This window comes from Desulfobulbus sp. (assembly GCF_030824455.1).
Classification (GTDB): domain Bacteria; phylum Desulfobacterota; class Desulfobulbia; order Desulfobulbales; family Desulfobulbaceae; genus Desulfobulbus.
Genome location: NZ_JAVBXR010000084.1, coordinates 1 through 19,567, shown reverse-complemented (window position 1 = coordinate 19,567; position 19,567 = coordinate 1). Strand labels below are relative to the sequence as shown.

The 19,567-nt window shown below is 59.1% G+C and carries 20 protein-coding genes; 10 read left to right on the top strand and 10 right to left on the bottom strand.

Annotated elements, in window-relative coordinates:
• Window positions 1-582, top strand: a 582-nt coding sequence (locus RCH93_RS10625; protein ID WP_306548374.1) for a hypothetical protein, incomplete at its 5' end; no start/stop codon positions are given.
• 490 nt (window positions 583-1,072) lie between these two features.
• Here the strand turns inward: RCH93_RS10625 and RCH93_RS10620 are convergent.
• Entirely contained in the window at window positions 1,073-2,770 is a 1,698-nt protein-coding gene (locus RCH93_RS10620) for a sensor histidine kinase (protein WP_306548373.1), read from the bottom strand.
• Between the two features lie 344 nt (window positions 2,771-3,114).
• On the opposite strand from RCH93_RS10620, the gene RCH93_RS10615 reads away from it, so the two are divergent.
• The 5 genes from RCH93_RS10615 to RCH93_RS10595 all read left to right on the top strand — a co-directional run bounded on the left by RCH93_RS10615 (window position 3,115) and on the right by RCH93_RS10595 (window position 7,406).
• Entirely contained in the window at window positions 3,115-4,077 is a 963-nt protein-coding gene (locus RCH93_RS10615; RefSeq protein ID WP_306548372.1) for a chromate resistance protein ChrB domain-containing protein, read from the top strand.
• Entirely contained in the window at window positions 4,074-5,315 is a 1,242-nt protein-coding gene (locus RCH93_RS10610; protein WP_306548371.1) for an MFS transporter, read from the top strand. Before RCH93_RS10615 ends, RCH93_RS10610 begins: the two co-directional genes overlap by 4 nt.
• A gap of 51 nt (window positions 5,316-5,366) precedes the next feature.
• Complete coding sequence (locus RCH93_RS10605) at window positions 5,367-5,645, top strand: hypothetical protein (RefSeq protein WP_306548370.1); 279 nt, start codon at window positions 5,367-5,369, stop codon at window positions 5,643-5,645.
• Between the two features lie 61 nt (window positions 5,646-5,706).
• Window positions 5,707-7,095, top strand: a complete 1,389-nt coding sequence (gene chrA / locus RCH93_RS10600) for a chromate efflux transporter (protein ID WP_306548369.1) — start codon at window positions 5,707-5,709, stop codon at window positions 7,093-7,095.
• Window positions 7,095-7,406, top strand: coding sequence for a rhodanese-like domain-containing protein (locus tag RCH93_RS10595; protein WP_306548368.1), 312 nt, complete (start codon window positions 7,095-7,097; stop codon window positions 7,404-7,406). The genes chrA and RCH93_RS10595 overlap by 1 nt, the downstream gene beginning before the upstream one ends.
• A 356-nt stretch (window positions 7,407-7,762) precedes the next feature.
• On the opposite strand, the gene RCH93_RS10590 is transcribed toward RCH93_RS10595, so the two are convergent.
• The 4 genes from RCH93_RS10590 to leuC form a co-directional block, all read right to left on the bottom strand.
• Window positions 7,763-8,017, bottom strand: coding sequence for an HSGNPxU motif (seleno)protein (locus RCH93_RS10590; protein ID WP_337661116.1), 255 nt, complete (start codon window positions 8,015-8,017; stop codon window positions 7,763-7,765).
• 20 nt (window positions 8,018-8,037) lie between these two features.
• Entirely contained in the window at window positions 8,038-8,325 is a 288-nt protein-coding gene (gene tsoC / locus RCH93_RS10585) for an NEPxGxxU motif selenoprotein TsoC (RefSeq protein WP_332370003.1), read from the bottom strand.
• 354 nt (window positions 8,326-8,679) lie between these two features.
• On the bottom strand, window positions 8,680-9,312 hold the full coding sequence (gene leuD / locus RCH93_RS10580; protein WP_306548365.1) for a 3-isopropylmalate dehydratase small subunit: 633 nt from the start codon (window positions 9,310-9,312) through the stop codon (window positions 8,680-8,682).
• Between the two features lie 59 nt (window positions 9,313-9,371).
• On the bottom strand, window positions 9,372-10,775 hold the full coding sequence (gene leuC, locus RCH93_RS10575) for a 3-isopropylmalate dehydratase large subunit (protein WP_306548364.1): 1,404 nt from the start codon (window positions 10,773-10,775) through the stop codon (window positions 9,372-9,374).
• Between the two features lie 95 nt (window positions 10,776-10,870).
• On the opposite strand from leuC, the gene RCH93_RS10570 reads away from it, so the two are divergent.
• Window positions 10,871-11,734: a LysR family transcriptional regulator gene (locus RCH93_RS10570; RefSeq protein ID WP_306548363.1), complete on the top strand. Its 864-nt coding sequence runs from the start codon at window positions 10,871-10,873 to the stop codon at window positions 11,732-11,734.
• Between the two features lie 305 nt (window positions 11,735-12,039).
• Here the strand turns inward: RCH93_RS10570 and amrS are convergent, their stop codons facing one another.
• The 4 genes from amrS to RCH93_RS10550 all read right to left on the bottom strand — a co-directional run bounded on the left by amrS (window position 12,040) and on the right by RCH93_RS10550 (window position 16,932).
• Window positions 12,040-13,053: an AmmeMemoRadiSam system radical SAM enzyme gene (amrS, locus tag RCH93_RS10565; protein ID WP_306548362.1), complete on the bottom strand. Its 1,014-nt coding sequence runs from the start codon at window positions 13,051-13,053 to the stop codon at window positions 12,040-12,042.
• Window positions 13,054-13,101: 48 nt separating this feature from the next.
• A complete protein-coding gene (locus tag RCH93_RS10560; RefSeq protein WP_306548361.1) occupies window positions 13,102-14,427 on the bottom strand; it encodes a response regulator in 1,326 nt (441 codons plus the stop codon).
• Window positions 14,428-14,437: 10 nt separating this feature from the next.
• The gene (locus RCH93_RS10555; RefSeq protein WP_306548360.1) at window positions 14,438-16,207 is read right to left on the bottom strand and encodes a PAS domain-containing sensor histidine kinase; all 1,770 of its coding nucleotides are present in this window, start codon (window positions 16,205-16,207) and stop codon (window positions 14,438-14,440) included.
• Between the two features lie 371 nt (window positions 16,208-16,578).
• Complete coding sequence (locus RCH93_RS10550) at window positions 16,579-16,932, bottom strand: hypothetical protein (protein ID WP_306548359.1); 354 nt, start codon at window positions 16,930-16,932, stop codon at window positions 16,579-16,581.
• A gap of 154 nt (window positions 16,933-17,086) precedes the next feature.
• Here RCH93_RS10550 and RCH93_RS10545 point away from each other — a divergent pair, with 154 nt between their 5' ends.
• Window positions 17,087-17,608 (top strand): DUF4149 domain-containing protein, encoded by a 522-nt coding sequence (locus RCH93_RS10545; RefSeq protein WP_306548358.1) that lies wholly within the window; start codon window positions 17,087-17,089, stop codon window positions 17,606-17,608.
• Window positions 17,605-18,240: a LysE family transporter gene (locus tag RCH93_RS10540; protein WP_306548357.1), complete on the top strand. Its 636-nt coding sequence runs from the start codon at window positions 17,605-17,607 to the stop codon at window positions 18,238-18,240. The genes RCH93_RS10545 and RCH93_RS10540 overlap by 4 nt, the downstream gene beginning before the upstream one ends.
• Window positions 18,241-18,252: 12 nt before the next feature.
• On the opposite strand, the gene RCH93_RS10535 is transcribed toward RCH93_RS10540, so the two are convergent.
• On the bottom strand, window positions 18,253-18,720 hold the full coding sequence (locus RCH93_RS10535) for a hypothetical protein (protein WP_306548355.1): 468 nt from the start codon (window positions 18,718-18,720) through the stop codon (window positions 18,253-18,255).
• Window positions 18,721-18,845: 125 nt separating this feature from the next.
• On the opposite strand from RCH93_RS10535, the gene RCH93_RS10530 reads away from it, so the two are divergent.
• Window positions 18,846-19,567: cache domain-containing protein (locus RCH93_RS10530; RefSeq protein WP_306548354.1), on the top strand; the 722-nt coding region annotated here is incomplete at its 3' end.

The following is a 19,567-nucleotide window of genomic DNA, read 5'->3' as shown; positions in this document are numbered from 1 at the left end:
ATTATCAATCGTATCAACAATGAGTTTACAGTTGAGAATACAGAAATTGTACGAGGAAGAGATAATTATAATTCTGAATTTTCGAGATTAGATAAAAAAGATATCTCATTAGGTAAAATTGTTGCTAATATTTTTAAGGACAATCTGTTCTATTCTTATGGCCTATTAAACACACAGGGTGAGTTTTCGGAAGAAATTAAAATGAATAAAATATATAGCAAAAATCCTCAACATGACATAGTTCGAATTCAAGAAATAATTAAATCTGCTTCAGATCTAGATATTAGCTCTGCTGATTACGAAGGAAAAATTGCCACATTGAAACGTATCGCTACTGATTCATCTTTTGAGGCAGAACAAATACGAATGAAATTTCTTGGTAACGAGAATGATGAGATCCTTGCTGATAAAACTTTACTGGAAAATACACGTAAAAAAAATGACAACAACATGGTTGGTATCGGAATTGCAGTAGCTTGCAATGTTGTTATCTTTTTGGCCCTGGCGGGTATTCTCGGACGAAACAACAGATCAGTTAATCGACAGCGAGAAGGGCTCAAGGAAGTAAGCCCGTCGACTTAATGATATTTTGCGACCTTCATTTTCTTTAGAGGGTGTAATGTTTTGAGCTCTTCGAAGCACGTAGGCTGGGAAGAGGAACGAACCCCAACAACATCACTTCACTCTCACCATAGCCTCTTTCATCGTTTTCGCACATACCCGCGCCCCAGTCGCGGCCAATCATCCCCACCTCGATATGCCGGTGGATGCTCGAATACGGCCAATCTGCCGCATGGGGAACATGGCCGTGTTCACCGGATTAAAATGGATGCAATCCACATGCTGGCGAAGTCTCCTTCGGCTCGGATGAAGCCCCCTCATACCGGCGTTGCCAAATGCCGCGAGAATCCCTATTTGATGAGCATCCAGCGTCTGGGGCAGTTCGCGTAGCCAGGCGGCAGTGTCCACACCGCATGCAAATGTTCAAACACAATGTTGGGGTTCGTTCCTCACCTCAACCAACCTCGCTACCTCACGCAACCACCGACAGAGCCTGTCCTCCAATTTATCATCACAAAAACAACGCCTTCTCCCGATCAAGCCCCCGCTGTTTTTCGATCGGCAACCTGATGGTAAAGGTTGTCCCTTCGCCGAGAACGGTCCCGAAATCCAAACTGCCCTTATGCTTTCGGGTGACCACATCGTAGGCGATCGCCAACCCCTGCCCGGTCCCCTGGCCGACGGTCTTAGTCGTGAAAAACGGGTCAAAAACCTTTGTTCGAATCTGCTCGGGGATGCCGCAGCCGGTATCGGCAATACTGATGATCACCGAAGCGTCTCGCACCCCGGTCGTGATCGTTATCCGGCAGGGATCGGCATCCCGGTTCCGATTCAATTTTTCGGTGATGGTATGGGCGGCATTAACCAGAAGATTGAGCAGAACCTGACCAATCTCGTTGGCCAGGCCGGTAATTACAGGCAGATCCGGATCCAGATCAAGAATGAGTTCGGCGCAGCATTTCCATTCATTCCGGGCGACAGTTGCCGTCAGTTCGATGAGGTGATTGATGTCGACCTGTTCAAATTCCGTGTTGCCGGGGTGGGTAAATTCCTTCATCGCCTGGACAATCGAGGTGACTCTCGCCATCCCTTCCCGTGACTGCTGCAGGGCAACCGGGATTTCCGCCTCAAGGTAGGGCCAATCCGCATCCTCCAGGGCGGACCGCAGCATTTCCGGGGATACATTTCCGGTTTCAGCTGCCGCGATCAGGGCGGAAAGACTCGTTTGCAGCTGGGAGAACGCCTCTTCGAGAAAGCCGATATTCGAATTAACGAACTGGGACGGCGTATTGATTTCATGAGCGATGCCGGCGGCCAACTGGCCGATGGATTCGAGTTTGCTCGCCTGAAGCAACTGGACGTGCATGTTCTGGAGTTCCGAGATCAGTTTGTATTCGTGGGTGCGATCAAACAAGACAAGAACATATCCGTTGAATTTGCGACTAACATCGCACATCGCCGAACACAGCACCTCAATTTCCAATTGCTGGTGATTCAGGGGAATGCTGCGGTGTTCGGTAACCACGGTCCTGTTCTCATCGAGATTTTCCAGAAATCCCCGCAACCAGGGGAAAATCGCGTCATATCGTTTTCCCTGCAGGGAAGCGTTGACGGCATCGATGAAGTCGATGGAATAAAAACGGTTGTCGGCAATCTGGAGCCATCGGGCGGCCGCCTGATTGATGCGATCAAGAATGCCGTCCGCATCCAGGAGAATTACAGGCTGTGAGATGCTTTCGAACAGGGTGAGATATTTATTTTTTTCATTGGTCATCAAACGGCTGGCCGTTTGCAGTTCCGTCATTCTTTCAGCGTCGCTGCTCGTCGTCCACTCGCTGCATAAGCCCAGTTCAATCCGGTCGAAAAAACGATGGAGGTAATTGGCGGCCCAGTTTTTTTCCTCCGGGCTGAAAGCCCCTTGGTCCAGGAGATCGAGGTAGCTTTGGCGATAATATTTGAACAATCCCATGAACATGGCGATGGAAACGCCGCGCTGCCGATGCCTTTTCGCCTCAAGAATCCCGAAAGCGGCAATGGCGTCATGGGTGTAATCCTCATCGGGGGACAATTCGAGGGTGTCGTGGTTGCGGCCAAGTGCGTCGAGGAGCGGTTTTGACAATCCGTGAATGGAAAGTCGCCACGCTTCGACGAGTGTTGAGGTGTAGGCCGCATACCCCTGCGCGAGCGCATAGTGGAGAATGCTCGCCATCAAGCGGTCCTCATGCTCAGCGATGAGTGTATGGAGTTTTTGGCGCCTATGTTCTCTCATCAGGGAGCCTCCACAATGTTGCTGGTCAAAGGCATGGGGTGAAAGGGAGCGAACCATGGCTGATTATATCACACGCCGCCTTCGATGGTTTATTCAAATCTTGAACAATCCTGTTGCGGTGATCAGCATGCTTCGCTTGATTTAGAAATGGAATAACGCGCCTCCGCCCAGATCCACATCCACATCCGTTTTCCCGCCTGCAACCGTATCGCCAACACACGGCTCATCCACCTCGTCTTTTTTCGCCTTGACACAGTTACATATATAACATATTTTCGTTCATTATGAACGAAAAATGGATACTTTTCTCGTACTCGATTCCCGCCGTCAACGCCAAGGCCCGGATGCGCATCTGGCGACGCATCTCGGCCAGCGGCGCGGCGCCGCTCAAAACCGGCCTGCAGATTCTGCCCAACCGCGATGATCTGCTGGAAAACATCACCTGGCTGATCGGCGAGGTTAACGCTCTGGGAGGCGAGGCCATCGCCATCCAGTGCGCCCGCGTCGAGGGCATGGCCGATCACCAGATTGAGCAGTTGTTTCAAACCCAGATCGCCCCGGAGTTCGCCCAGATTCAGGCGGAAACGCGGGAACTCACGGCTGCCTTGGCCCAGCGGCAAACCGGCGACGACAGCGGCAAGGAACAGGCGGCGGCGCTCCGCAAGCTGCGCAAGCGTTGCGAGGCCCTGCGGGAGCGGGATTTTTTTCCCTCGGGCGCAGCCGCCAAGACCCTGGCCCTGGTGGACGCCGCCGGCGACAAGCTGCGCAACCCGGAGATTGCCGCCGCTCGGCTGATGTTCGACCGCGCCGCCTATCAAAACCGCATCTGGACGACCAGAGCGCATCCGTACATCGACCGGTTGAGCAGTTTCTGGCTGGTGCGCCGTTTTATCGACCCGCAGGCCGTCCTCCGTTTTCTTCAGCCCGACGAGGCGCCGGCGGCCGACGAAATCCCCTTTGACCTCCGCGGCGCGGAATTTTCCCACCAGGGCGAGTTGATCACCTTTGAGGTCATGGCGCGCGGCTTCGGCCTGCTTGATTCCCCGGTGGCCAAAATCGGCGAACTGATCAAATGCATCGACGTGCAGGAGGGCGCGCTTCCAGACGACGCCGCCCTGCTCAAAACCCTGCTTGACGGCCTGATCGCCCTGTCTGACGACGACCACCAACTGCTGGAGCGGGCGTTGCTGCTCTTTGACGCCCTCCATGCCGGCTTTGCACAACCCCTCCAAGGTGAACCGCAATGAGCGCCACAGTCGTGCATCCAACCACAACCGGGGGCGGCCTGTTCCGCACCCTCTGCTCCATCGGCTTCCTCGCCCGCTTTTCCTACGCCCTGGCGCGCAATCCGGTGCTGCCGCTCTTTGCCGCAGCCCTGGGCGCCGGGCCGGAAGGCATTGGTTTGGCAGTGGGCGTGTCCACGGTGACCGGCATTCTGTTCAAGATGCCCTCCGGGGCGGTCTCCGACGTCATCGGCCGCCGCCGGACCATGCTCGTCGGCCTGGCGGTCTTTGGTTTGGCGCCCTTTGCCTACCTGTTCATCACCCACTACGCGACCCTGGTTGCGGTGCGCTTTTTCCATGGCTTGGCCACCGCCGTCTACGGCCCGGTGGCCATGGCGGTGGTGGCCGACGTGGCCGGCAACCGCAAGGGCGAGATGCTCAGCTGGTTTTCTTCGGTGTGCATCGCCGGCACGCTCCTGGGCGCGCCCATTGGCGGATACGTGCTTTTCCTGCTTGGCGCCGGGGCAGCAGGGAATTTGAACGAATTCCGCGCCGTGTTCCTGCTCAGCGCCCTCACCGGCGCCGCCGCCCTGATCCTTGGCCTCGTCACCCTGCGCAACGGCGACCAACCTGTCAAGGGCAAGGGGCTTGCCGAACGGTTGCATCTTTTTGTCCGCGGCATCCGCGAGGTGGCGGCGGACCGCCGGGTGCTGGCGACTTCGGCCATGGAAGGGATTCAGAACATCAGCATGGGCGCGTTGGAGGCCTTTCTCCCGGTCTATGCGGTTTCCGTGGCCGGGCTCAACGTCTTCCAGGCCGGCATGCTCTGGGGCGTGCAGATTGTGGTCACCTTGATCGCCAAGCCGCTGATGGGCAAGGTTTCGGACCGCTGGGGCCGGCGGCCGCTGATTGTGACCGGCATGCTGCTCTGCGCCGTGCCCTTTGCCCTTATCCCCCACCTGACCGACTTTGCGTCCTTGATGCTCGCCGGCATGGTCTTCGGCCTGGGCGAGGCCTTTGTCACCTCGTCCTCGGCGGCGATGGTGGCGGATTATTGCAAGGCCCAGCATTACGGGGCCGCCATGGGCGTCTTTGGCACAATATTCGATGTGGGCCACGCCTCAGGCCCAATCGTCACCGGCCTGCTGGTGGCCGCGCTGGGCTACGGCCCGGCCTTTGCCCTGGTCGCCGCCCTGCTGATCGGTTCTATCCCCATGTTTCTGTGGATCGTCCGCGAGGAACCGCAACCCAACCCCCTATAACTTCAACCCGAACCAACACAACGCTCATCAACCCCATCAAGGAGAACGACCATGCCTGAATTGAACGTCCATATCCAATCAAGCCTCAACCGCACCGGCAAGGAATACCGCGAGGTCCACCAGTGGATCGACAATCCGGAAACCAAGTACGAGCGCCACGATTTTTCCAAGGTGTTGGAGAACGCCAAGATGTTCACCGAACAATATGGCGAAGAGGCGGCCAAGGAATACGTCCTCCACCTGGTCGAGGACTTGCGCTGCCGCTTCACTAAGGTGCTGGGCGAACATCAAAACCTGACCGCCGATTGTCTCAAGTATTTTGGCGCCTGAGCGGAACACCCACGGAGGCTTGCCTGATGCAAGTCTCCCTAACCCTGAACCAGGCGGACGTATGGAACACCAGGTTTCCTTTCGCGAGGCATTCAAGGTCTGGACCCGGATTGGGCTGCTGAGCTTCGGCGGCCCGGCCGGGCAGATTGCCCTGATGCACCGGATGCTGGTTGAGGAGCGCAAGTGGATTGGCAACGACCGTTTCCTCCACGCCCTCAACTACTGCCACCTCCTGCCCGGACCAGAGGCCCAGCAACTGGCGGTCTACATCGGCTGGCTGCTGCACGGAACCAAGGGCGGTCTGGCCGCAGGCCTGCTGTTTGTCGTCCCCGGCATGCTGACCATCCTGGCCCTGTCCGTCCTCTACGCCGGATTCCACCAGACGGCGGCGGTGCAGGCCTTCTTTTATGGTCTGAAACCGGCGGTGCTGGCCATCGTGGTCGCGGCGGTGTTCCGCATCGCCGCCAAGGCCCTGAAGACGCCCTATCTGATGGGCCTGGCCGGCCTGGCCTTCATCGCCATGTTCTTCTATCAGGCCCCCTTTCCACTGGTGATCGTTGCCTCGGGAATTCTCGGCTATCTGGGCACGAGCCTTTGCCCGCGTGTCCTGGGCGAGTCCTGCCCCGGATGGATTTGCGGCGGTTCGACCGCAGCGCAGGGGCCGGACGACGAGGGGATCGTCGACATCCTGCTGGCCAAGGACAGCGAGGGCCGTTTCACTCCCACCCTGAAACGTAGCCTCAAGGTGCTGGCCGTCTGGGGGACAATCTGGCTGGGGCCAGTGCTGCTGCTGTTGCTGTTGCTTGGCCCCGAGCATGTGTACACCAAGATTGCGCTCTTCTTCAGCAAGATGGCCACGGTCACCTTTGGCGGAGCCTATGCGGTTTTGGCCTACATGGCCCAGGAGGCTGTAGCCGGTTACGGCTGGCTGCAGCCGGGCGAGATGCTCGACGGCCTGGCCCTGGCGGAAACCACGCCCGGCCCCTTGATCCAGGTGGTGCAGTTCGTCGGCTTTCTTGCCGCCTTCCGCGCCCCCGGCCTGCTCAACCCCTATGCGGCCGGAACGCTGGGTGCCCTGCTGACCGTATGGGTGACCTTTGCCCCCTGCTTTCTCTGGATCTTCCTGGGTGCGCCCTACGTAGAAAAACTACGCCGCAACAAGGTGATGAACGGAGCGCTTTCGGGCATCACCGCCGCCGTGGTCGGGGTGGTGCTCAACCTTTCGATCTGGTTTGGGATCAACGCCCTGTTTACCGACACCGGCGTTCTCCACCTGCTCGGGGCAAAGGTTCCCGCGCCGCAACTGGCGAGCGCCGACTGGTTTGGCCTGGCGCTTGCCGCTCTTGCCTATCTGGCCATGAAATATCTGCGCCTGGGGATGATCATTGTCCTGGCCGCCTGCGCCGCCATAGGCTTTCTATGGAAATTCTTTATATCAGGAGGTGTGTAATGGAAAACAGCATCGCTGCCGCTGATCTGGCGGAGTTAATGGCTTCCGGCAAACCGCTCACTCTGCTCGACGTCAGACGAAGGGAGGATTACGAGGCTTCCCCGGAAATGATGGAGGGAGCGCAATGGAAGGACCCGGCCAAGGTGGACCAATGGCAGGCAACCATCCCGAAGGAACAGGAGGCGATCATCTACTGTGCCCGCGGCGGTTCGGTCAGCCAGGGGGTGCGGCAACAATTGGCGGATGCAGGCATTCAGGCGAGATACGTTGCAGGAGGATTGGAGGCGCTGACCAAGCAAAACCAGCCCTGATCCCCCGCCGCACGGACAAACATTGCTGTCGCGCCCGTGCGGCCTGCTGCTTGCAACCCATTATTTTCACGAAAAAAAACGACGATTTACTCGATTTCTATTTCAAATAGTGAAGCGCGGAAAACGGGACGCTGGAGCGTGGGAACGATCATAATGCCCCGTCGTTGTTGGGCTGGATGGCCCCACGAAACGCACCTATGCGTCGCATGGCAACCAGAGAACGAGAGCTGGCCGGCGACCGTAGCCTGGATGCAGCCTGCGGAATCCGGGGTTTGGAGTGTTCCCGGATTCCGTTGTACGTCATCCAGGCTACGGGCTGGAGTGTGCATCAGGCCTCGTTTGATTGAGAAATGGAATTACACCAGAGCGGCGATGTACTGTTCCATTGCCGTCTCAGAGGTTGCCACGTCCAACGGAACCAGTTCGTCGTTGACGAACACGTTGGTCGAGCTTCTCAAGTTATAGGGGAGAGCCTCCGGCGAATCCGTTCTGTGGACATGCAACGCAAGCTGCTCCTTGAAAATTTCCTGCATTTTTCGGGCTACACCTGTAGCCTTTTGACAACTCACTCAAGCAGGATTGCCGCTGTGGAAAAGCACCATGGTGACCATATTGACCTCCGTTTTGGACGTTACGATTCCGAGTTTTCAGGCCCCGGAATCCCTAAATGACGGCAGACGCAGGCTTCCACCACCTCCTGCGACACGTCGCCGCCTTCAACAACAATTTCTTCTTCCACCATTATGGCCGGAGCCACGGGCAAATCCAACGCAAAATAGGCATCGGTTTGATATTCCGCCTTTGGTTTGGAAACAAAATCGATCTCCAGGTCATACTTGGCGCCCAACCTGGGCGCCATCTCAAGGAAATGGGTTCAGGACTTGCCGTTCGGTTCGTTCAGAAAAAAGCGCACCACCATGTTGATCTCCTCTACAATGTGAACTGAGCATTAAAAAATGTGGCTCTGAATAAAACTCAGCCTGATACGTTGCCCACTCCCCTTGTATCAGCATTTACGCCTGGGTGAGAAGATGGCATTAACTTTTTGTCGCAATGCCAACTCGAACGCGGCTTAACATCAAATTATGCTGAGTTATGTTCATAGCCATTTTAAAAAACGGACAGAGCGCACGCAACACGCGGACGTTCCCGGTTGCCTCCCCACCTGCGATTTGCCTGCACGTCAACAACACGCTGGGCGTGTTTTGGAAGACGACACTGTCTTTCTATAACAAATCACCAGGATTCAGCGAGGGGAATACGTCCCCACTCCTCAGAACAGCCAGGGGGCGCTGAGTTTTCGCGACTGCTCGTATTGCTGGATAGCCCCGGTGTGGAGCAGGGTCATGTCGATGTCGTCAAGGCCGTTCAGCAACCGGTGGCGGCGATGTTCTTCCAGGGCAAAAGGGATTTCGCCTGTCGGGGTGGTGATCAATTGCGCTTCCAGATCAACTGTCAGCGCATAGCCCGGCGTCTGCCGCACCTCGGCAAACAAGCGCTCGATCAGCGCCGCATCCAGGACGACGGCCAGCAGCCCGTTGTTGACCGTGTTGTTCAAAAAGATGTCGGCAAAGCTCGGCGCAATCACCACCCGAACGCCGTAATCAACCAGGGCCCACACCGCGTGTTCGCGGGAGGAGCCGCAGCCGAAGTTCTCGCGTGCCAGCAGAATGGAGGCGGCGCGGTAGCGCTCCTGGTTGAGCGCAAAATCCGGATTGCCCCGCCGTTTGCCGTGATCCATGGAGGGGTCGCCGGGGTCGAGGTAGCGCCAGTCGTCAAACAGATTGGGGCCGAAACCGCTGCGGCGGATCGATTTCAGGTATTGTTTGGGGATGATGGCGTCGGTGTCCACGTTGGCCCGATCAATGGGAACCACTATGCCGCGCGCTTGCGTAAATGGATGCATGTCGTTTCTCCGGCCGGCCAGGGGCCGGCGGTTGTTGTTTCATTCAATGAACAATCATTTCAAAGCCATTGCCGCACATCGACAAAACGACCGGCAATGGCGGCGGCCGCGGCCGTGGCCGGGCTGACCAGATGGGTCCGGCCGCCCTGGCCCTGCCGGCCTTCAAAATTACGGTTTGAGGTGGAGGCGCAGCGCTCGCCCGGCGCCAACCGGTCGGCGTTCATCGCCAGACACATGGAACAGCCCGGATCGCGCCATTCAAAACCAGCCTCGCGAAACACCCGGTGCAACCCTTCGGCCTCGGCCTGCTGTTTGACCAGGCCGGAGCCGGGAACCACCAGGGCTTGGCTGATTGTTGCCGCCACCTTGCGGCCCCGGACTATTGCCGCCGCCGCCCGCAGATCTTCAATCCGGCCGTTGGTGCAGGAGCCGATGAAAACCTTGTCCAGCCCGATCTCCTGGATCGGAGTGCCCGCAGCCAACCCCATATAGCGCAGCGCGGCCCGCATGGACTCGGCCTTGACCGGATTTTCTTCCTGCTCCGGATCAGGCACGGACGCCGTGACCGGAACCGCCGTGTCTGGCGACGTTCCCCAGCTCGCCTGGGGTTCAATTTGGGCAGCGTCCAGCTCGACGGCGTTGTCGAAACGAGCTCCCAGATCGCTGTGCAACTCCCGCCAAGCGGCAATGGCCTGCTCCATCAGCGCGCCCTTGGGGGCAAAGGGGCGGTTCTGCACATAGGCAATGGTTTTGTCGTCCACGGCGATCAAACCGCTGCGCGCCCCGGCCTCGATGGCCATGTTGCAGACCGTCATCCGGCCTTCCATGCTCAATTCGCGGATGGCCTCGCCGGCAAATTCAATCACCTGCCCGGCGCCGCCGGCGGCGCCGATGCGGGCGATCACCGCCAGAATCAGATCCTTGGCGGCAACGCCGGAACCAAGCCTGCCCTCCACGGCGATGCGCATGGAGCGCGATTTGCGCATCACCAGGCACTGGGTGGCCAGCACCTGTTCCACCTCCGACGATCCGACGCCAAAGGCCAGGGCGGCAAAGGCCCCGTGGGTGGAGGTGTGGCTGTCGCCGCAGACCACGGTCATGCCCGGCAGGATCGCGCCCTGCTCCGGACCGATGACGTGCACCACCCCCTGGCGGATGTCGTGCAGCTTGAACTGGGTCAGGCCGAAATGGGCGCAGTTGTCGTCCAGGGTCTGCAGTTGCAGCCGCGACGCCGGGTCCGCCACCGGCAGATGGCGATCAATGGTGGGCACATTGTGATCCGGAACCGCCAGCACGGTTTCCCGCCGCCAGGGTTGTCGTCCGGCCAGGCGCAACCCTTCAAAGGCCTGGGGCGAGGTGACTTCATGGACCAGATGCCGGTCGACGTAGACCAGGTTGGAGCCGTCTTCATTGACGCGCACCACATGCGCGTCCCACAGTTTGTCGTACAATGTCTTTGTCATGGTGTGACCTCCTTGTGAACAGCACGGTAAACCGACAGCGCTAATAACACAAATTCATTCTTTTCATGTTTCCCATTCCATATTAGAATAGCGCAATGGACACCAACACCCTGCAAGCCTTTCTCGCCGTTGCCGACGCCGGTTCGTTTTCACTGGCCGCCGAACAGTTGTTTCTCACCCAGCCTGCGGTCAGCAAGCGGGTTGCCGCCCTGGAAGAGGAACTGGCGGTCAAATTGTTTGAGCGGCTGGGCCGCAGCGTCCTGCTCACCGAAGCCGGCCGCACCCTGCTGCCGAGGGCGCAACGCATTTTTAAGGAGATGGCCGAAAGTCGTCGGTCCATCGCCGATCTCTCCGTCGAGGTCGGCGGCGTGCTGCAACTGGCCACCAGTCATCATGTCGGCCTGCACCGGCTGCCCGCCGTCCTGCGCGACTACAGCCGGCGTTATCCCAAGGTGGCGTTTGATCTCCAGTTCATGGATTCGGAAGCAGGCTGCGCGGCCGTGGCCGCAGGAACCAGGGAACTGGCGGTGGTGACCCTGCCCTGGACGCCGATGAGCAACCTCGTTGTCCAGCCGATATGGGACGACCCCTTGATGGTGACGACGCACTGCGAACATCCCCTGGCCAAGGCGGAGGAGGTGCTGCCGCATCTGCAGCTTTATCCGTTGATTCTGCCGGAAAAGGGCACGGTGACCAGGCGTCTGATCGAGGCGCCCTTTGAGGAGATGGGGTTGCAATTGATGATCGGGGTGGAAACCAACTCGCTGGAAACCATCCGCATGCTGGTTTCGGTGGGGTTGGGGTGGAGCGTGCTGCCGCTGAGCATGCTCCAAGAGGGATTGGTCTGCCGGCCCTTGCCAGACATCCGGTTTTTCCGCGAGCTGGGTCTGGTCACCCGCCGCAACCGCAACCTCTGCCGCGCGGCCCAGGTCTTCTGCGAGATGCTGCCGAGCGCTTAAGCCCGCCTGCGGCGTGGACGGCCCGAAATGGGGGACCTATTCCATTTCCATTTCAAAAGCGAAACGCTCCTGTTTTCATATAAAGGCGAGATCTCTCCCTTCGGTCGAGACGACAAAAACAAGAACGTTGGCCAATGGGTAAAAACAATCGTTTTTCAGGGGTTTCTTTGGGGCTGTCATTCCGACGAGCACAGCGAGGAGAAATCTCGTTGCAACTCGAAATTTCTCGCTTCGTTCGACATGACACACCTTCGTCGACGAGGTTTCGCCCTACGCCTCATGCTTCGCTTGATTTAGAAATGGAATTACCGCCAGACCCCAAAAATCGGCAGCTGGCAGTTGGTGCAACGGCCTTCGTGGAGCGCCAACGGTTGGCTGCTGAAACCGCTGCGGTGAATCAACAGGGTTGAGCAACCCGGACAACGGGTGTCCTCGCCGCCGGGCTCGGCGACATTGCCGGTGTAGACAAAGCGCAGCCCTTCGGCCAGGCCAATCTCCCGCGCCCGGTTCAGGGTCGCAACCGGAGTGGAGGGCCGCTCGAGCATCTTGTAGGTCGGATGAAAACCGCTCACATGCCAGGGGATGTTGACCGAGACGCTGCGGAGAAAACGGGCAATGGCCTGCAGTTCGTCGTCGCGGTCGTTGAGCCCTGGAATCACCAAGGTGGTCACTTCCACCAGCACCCCGAGTTCGTGGAACAGGCGGATGTTGTCCAGCACCGGTTCCAGCCGGGCTTTGCACACCTGCTGATAGAAACCGGCGTCAAAGGATTTGAGGTCGATGTTGATGCCGTCGAGCACCGGCGCCAGATGGCGAGCCGCCTCGGCGGTCATGTAGCCGTTGCTGACGAACACGTTTTTGACGCCCCGCTCCCGGGCCAACACGGCGCAATCAAAGGCGAATTCATAAAAGATGGTGGGTTCGACGTAGGTATAGCTGATGCTGGCGCATCCGGCTTGCTCCGCCTGCGCCACCACCGCCGCCGGGCTGCGGCCGACGCCTGAAATCTGGCCGTGATGCAGGTGGGGATACTGCGAGATCTGGGCGTTTTGGCAGTGTAGGCAGGCAAAATTGCAGCCCACGGTGGCAATCGAAAAGGAACGGCTGCCGGGGAGGAAATGAAACATCGGCTTCTTTTCGATGGGGTCGACGTTTTCCGCCACCAACCGGCCATACACCAGGCTGACCAGACGGCCGCCCTGATTTTCGCGCACCCCGCACCGGCCGCGCCCGCCCGCCGCTATCCGGCAACGGTGATGGCACAGCCCGCAGATCACCTTGCCGCCCTCAGCCTGCGTGTAAAAAAGCGCTTCGTGCATGGCCAATCCCTCCTCTTCCCGTGTTGTCCGCGCCCTGCTCCGGTCGGTTCAGCAATTGATCGAGAGCATGGTTTGCAGGTTGGTTTTCTGGTGGGTCAGTTCCAATTTTTTACGGATGTTCTTGCGATGGATGCTGATGGTTCCTGGCGCAAGGCGCATGATCTCGGCGATTTCCTTGGTCCGCTTGCCCAGTTTCACCAGATTGGCCACCTGAATTTCCGCCGGCGTCAACCGGTTCAGCTTGGTGGAAAAATGATTGGCAAAGGGCGAGGTTAGTTCATTGATGTTCGCCCCCAGAATCTCGACCAGGGTCTGCTGCGGCTCGCTCAAGCCGCTTTTGCGCAACCGGTCCAGCAGGGGTTCCACCAGTTGGCCGGTGTTGGCCAGCACCTGCTCGGCAAGCATCCGCCGGTCCTCTTCCCGCTTGTTCAGCAGCACCTTGAGGGCAATATTGGATTCGTACAGATCGCCGGTCCGTTCCGCCACCCGCAGTTCCAGCTCGGCCTGGGCTCGCTGGAGTTCGGCCTCCGCCTCTTTAAGCCGGGTGACGTCGGTGTGGGCCCCGATAATCCGCAGCGCCCTGCCCTGTTCGTCCCGGGCAACCGCCTGGCCACGCGACAAGATCCACTGCCAGCCGCCGGCCCGGTTGCGCATCCGGAATTCAACCTCGTAGCGGTCGGTTTCTCCGCGCACATGCGCCCCGCGCAGGGCCAGCACCCGCTCCCGGTCGTCGGGGTGGAGCAGATGCTCAAAGGAGCCGTTGCCGTTCAACAACTCGCTCTTGTCCGCATACCCAAGGCTCAGGTGCCAGTTTTCGCCGAGATAGACCTCGCCGGTGACCAGATTGCGGTCCCAGACGCCGTTGGAGGAGGCGTCCAGGGCCAGACGGAATCGATGTTCGCTGGCGACAATCTCCGCCTCCACCTGCCGCCGCCGCTCCATCTCCTCTTCCAATCGCTGATTCTGCAGGGCCAACCGCTGCACCAGGCGCTGTTTTTCCAGACAGCGCCTGACCCTGAACGCCAACTCCTCGATCTCACAGGGTTTGAGGGTGAAATCATCAGCCCCCAGGCGCAGGGCGTCAATGGCGGAACGCATGTCGCCGTAGCCGGTGAGGATGATGACGCTGGTCTGCGGAGACTGGCGTTTCACCTCCTTGAGCACGCCAAAGCCGTCAATGCCGGGCATGACCAGATCGGTGATCACCACGTCAAAGCGCCTTTGGTTAACCGCGTTGACTGTGCTGATTGCGCTGATCGCCTCGGCGCCGTTGGCAACGGCAACAACCGCAAACCCCTCCAACTCCAATTCCCGCACAAAGGAGGTGCGGATCACGGGCTCGTCGTCGACAAAAAGGATGGTGGTGGTCGTCATGGTCGGCGGCTCACGCTTGGGTTTCCGGTCGGGCGACATACCCGGCCCCAATGGGGAGCAGCACCGTGAAGGTCGCGCCCTCGCCCGGCCGACTCGCCACCCGAATCTCTCCCTGATGATTCTTCACAATGCCGTAACAGACCGAAAGCCCCAGGCCGGTGCCTTTGACCTCTGGCTTGGTGGTAAAAAAAGGCTGAAAGATCAATTCCATATTTTCAGGAGTGATGCCGACGCCGTTGTCGCTCACGCTCACCGCAACCCGCCCGCCAACCTCGCCGGTGGCCACGGCAATCACCCCGCCGACAGGAGGACAGGCGTCGGCGGCGTTGGCCAAAAGATTCAAAAAAACCTGTTTGATCTGGTCAGGCACCGCCAGAATGTGGGGCAGTTGATCGGCATAGTTGAGCTCCACCTGAATCCGCTTGCCTTTGAAATCGCTCTTGTGCAAAAGCAGCATGGCGTTGAGCGAGTGATGCACGTCCATCAGGGCCCGGCAGTCAGAGGAGGGCCGGTTGAAGTCCTGCAGATGGCGAATCAACTCCTTGATCCGGTCGCTCTCGTTGATGGCCGCGTCCAGCAGGAGCCGGTCTTCCTCCTCAAGGATGGCCCGCTTTTTCAATCCCTTGAGGATCGAGAGAATCCCCTGCAGGGGGTTGTTGAACTCGTGGGCAATGGAGGCGGAGAGCTTGCCGACGGCCGAGAGTTTTTCGGCGTGCAGCACCTGTTTTTGGGTTTCCTGCAGTTCACGGGTCCGCTGCTCGACCCGCCGCTCCAGCTCGTCGTTCATGGCCTGGAGCTGATCCTGGACCTGCATCAGCTCGGAAATGTCGCGAAAACCGCCCACCACCTTGGTAAAGCAGCCCTCCTGTCGGGCAAAGGGATGCACCGAGGCCACGGCGGGAAAGCGTTCGCCGGATCTGCGCGCCAGGGTCAGGTCAAAGGACTGCATCGCCTGGCCGACACGCAGCCGTTTGATCTGTTCGGCAACCACGGCTCTGGACGCCGGCGGATAGATTAGGGTCACGGATTTGCCGATCACCTCGTCCTGACGCCAGCCAAAGAGTTTTTCCGCCCCGGCGCTGAAGATGTCGATGCGCGCGTCGTCCTCTTCCAGCGAACAAACGATCAGGCCGATGCTGTCCAGGGCCTGATAGATTGAGGCCAGATTCTCGGCCTGTTCCCGCAGCTGGACATTGGCCTCTTCCAACTGACCAGTGCGTTGCTGCACCAGCTCTTCCAGATGATAGCGGTAATGCTCCAACTCGACGCTGGTTTGCCGCGATTCGGTGACGTCCATCATGGCGATGCGGCACAGCGGCTCGCCGGTCGGGTCTTCGAAGGAGGCGCCTTCAAGATAGAGACACCGCTCGCCGCCCTCGCCACCATCGCAGCCCTCGTCGCCAGGGGTTCGGATCTCGCTGGTCGCCTTGTCGAGGCTTGCAAACAACCGCTCTAAGAAGAGCCGCCATCCGTGCCGCGACCCCTCGGCGACAAAATCGCCGAGAGGGCTGTGCAGCAACCGGGACCGATCCACGCCCAGCAGCAGCGCTCCGGCCAGGTTGGTCTCGCGCACGGTGCCGTCCTGGTCCACCGTGCAGTAGCCGATGGGGGCGAAGTCATACAGCTCGTAATATTTCTGCAGCCCGGCCTCAACCTCGGCCCGCGCCAGACGCAACTCCTCGTTCTGGCGCTCCAGTTCCAGGCGGTGCACCTGCAGTTGGTCCTGCAGTCGGTTGGTCTTTTCTTGATTCTGGGGATGAACTGCACCCGATTCAGGCATTCGACGATTCTCCTTGGCCGCACCGTGTGTACGCGTTCACAAGCCGCCGCAAAAGATGGCTGGTCGCAACTCCTCTTGTTACATAATGATACAATGCCGCATCGCTGCGCGCACTAAAAAATCATCATCAAAACAAGGCGTTCCAATCGGAACTATACCCCTCGCGAAAAAGAATGGCTGCATTTTTTACGTTGAGTACCCCCTCAGCGGCGGCGGCAAACGAGGCTTGCAGCCCAAACCCCTTGCCGCGCAAGGCTTTCGCACCAGACGTTACATATGTGCACCAAAGCCGATAAAGCCGATAAAATCTTGCCCCGCTTTTTACCGGCGGCTTCTCGCGCCGCAGCAACCACGCGCCCGGCGATCGCTTGTCAATACGCGCAGGGGCGGTCGACATAGCGGGAATAGAGGTAATTGCCGAACTCGTCGTAGTAGTTGTAGGTGTCGCGGCAGATGCGCTGCGGCGGAGGCGGAGGCGCCGGGGCGCTCATCTGCGACAGGGCCATCACCCCGAGAACGCCGCCGACAATGGCCAGGGGCACAATCCAGTCGTCTCCGTGATCCCTGTGGCCTCCGTGATCATGGCGATCCTGGGAGTGATAGTCGCGTGAGCGCGGCCCGTCGTAGGAGGGCGGCGGCCCGTGGCGGTAATCGTCATATCGTTGGGCCAAACTGAGGGCGGGACACAGCAGCAACACCAGCAACGCTGCGATTGTTTTGCGCATGGCAACACCTCTCTATGGTCAAATTGACGGAAACAAACCTACAATTGATACAATAATTTGCCCCGCTATGATAAGCTAGCCCGGTTCGCACGATTCACTGCGGCCCGCCGGAACCGGCCGCCGCACCCCAACTTTTTGTGGAGCGAGAAACCCCATGCATCTCTTGACCATTCTCTTCAACCTGGCCGTCAGCTGCTGGCTGGGGGGCGCGGCGCTGTTCACCTTTGTCCTCACCCCCAAACTCTTTACCGCCTACTCCCGCGACCTGGCCGGCAACATCGTTGGTCTGCTTTTTCCCGGCTATTTTCGTTGGGGCCTGGCCTGCGGGGCCGTGGCCCTGCTCTGCCAGCTGGTCAACCGGGGCCGCTTTGCGGTGGCCTCGCTGCTGATCATCGTTCTGATGCTGCTGCTCACCGCCACCCAGGCTTTTGTGATCGAACCGCGCGCCGCCGAGTTGAAACAATCAATCGCCTCCTTTGAAACCACCCCCAAGGATGATCCGATCCGGGTGCAATTTCGCAAATTGCACGGTCTGTCCATGGCGGCCAACCTTACGGTCATCGTCGGCGGTCTGGCCCTGGTGATTTTGGCCTCGCTGCCGGCAGGCTCTGCTGCGCAAAAATCGCCGCAGAACCGAACCCTGGAACACGCCTTCAACCAAACCAAGCAGCCGTGACGCTCACCCTGCTCTCCATCTTTGCCTCTTCCTTTATGATCGCCTTTTCCGGGGCCATGGCGCCGGGGCCGCTGATGACTGTGACCATCAGCGAAAGCACACGGCGCGGCGCGATTGCCGGGCCGCTGATGATCCTCGGCCACGGCCTGCTGGAACTGCTGCTGGCGGCGGCCCTATTGTCCGGTTTTGCCGCCGTGCTCGACCGCGACGACGTCTTTGTCGCCATTGCCCTGCTGGGCGGAACCACCCTCTTGTGGATGGGGTGTTCCATGCTGCGCGGGTTGTCCACTTTGCAACCGCCGGGCGCCGCCGAGGCCAGGACCGGCAAAAATCTGGTGCTGGCCGGCATTGCGCTCAGCGTCTGCAACCCCTACTGGCTGATTTGGTGGGCTTCCATTGGCCTCGGGTACATCCTCCACTCGGCCCGCTTCGGCTTGCTTGGCGTCGCGGCCTTTTTTATCGGCCACATCCTTGCCGATCTGTTGTGGTACTCCCTGCTCTCCTTTGGCGTCGCCAAGGGGCGGCGCCTGTTCAGCCCCGTCCTGTACCGCCGGCTGATCGGCGGCTGCGCCGTGTTTCTGCTCTGTTTTTCCGGCTGGTTTTTCTACAGCGGCATTGAAAAAATGATGTAATTTCGAAAGGTTTCAAATCGGAACCTTTCTCCTGGCCGCTTCGACGGCGCCGGCAAAACGCCAAGCGTTCTCCCCTGCGTTCGGAACGACATCGGCCGGGCTTGTGACCGCCTTGCGGCATACACGCCCCCAAAAGGACATCGTGCATGCAAACATTGCTTGCAAACCCAACCGGTTGCAAAGGATAATCCCATTCAGGAAAACCACCCGACCACCGGCATCGGTGCTCGGATCGTCCTTGTGAACAATCCGCAGGATCAGCACCGAGGAGGACACGCCATGCCGCGCCTTTCCCCGCGCAGAACCGTCTTTTTTTTCTGTGCCCGTTGCTGCAACGACGACCATCCGCTTTGCGCCGCCGCCGTTGGAAAATCGTGAAAGCATGGTGCTGCAGTTTCGGTCCTTGGTTGATTTTCTCCAAAAAAGCTTGGCGTGACCATCGAATTTGTCTTTTCTGAAGGCCGGGGCGGACCGGAACAAGCTCGCCGCCTGGGGCGAACCCGTCCGCCACGGAGCGGTTGCCGCCTCGGATCACGACGACGAAACGGTTCGGATGCAGGATGTATACAGGAAATCTTGAGCTGCCAATCAGCAACAGGGAATAAATGAATCGCGCCTTTTGGAAAATGCACGGAGACCGCATTGCTGTTCTCCTGGCGGCCGTGGCCTGCGCCTTGGGCATCGGCCTGTTGCTCCATCACAACAAAACGTTCAAGGAAAAAAGCCGTTTTTCCGAACACGAGGCAATCCTGGACACCGCCTACCGCGCCAGCATCCAATCCTATCGGCTGGCCATGGAAAGTTTTTTCTACAACGCCCTCAACACGCCAGAGACGCTCGATCTGTTTGCGCAAGGGGCCGACAACCAGGGCGCGGCGCGCGATCTGGCCCGAGACAGGCTCTACCGCCATCTGTTTGCCGCCTATGAATCCATGAAGCGGCAGAACTTGCTGCAACTCCAATTTCATCTGGCCGACGGGACCAGCTTTCTGCGCTTTCATCAGCCCGACCGCTACGGCGACCCTTTGTTCGAGGCCCGGCCCAGCGTCCGTCTCTGCAACACCGAAAGGAGAGTTGTCCAGGGCATGGAGATAGGCAAAATCCGTTCAGGATTCCGCTACGTCTTCCCCCTGGCGCGCGACGGCCGCCATCTGGGCAGCGTCGAGGTGAGCGTGACCGCCAAATCGATCATCGACGCCCTCAAAGAACTCGGACCGGAACGGGAATACGCCTACGTGCTCAGCAAAAAACTGCTGGACCAGTTCCTGCTGCCTGATCAACGCTGGCTGTACAGCCCCGCCGCAATCCACGACGAATACCTGGAGGA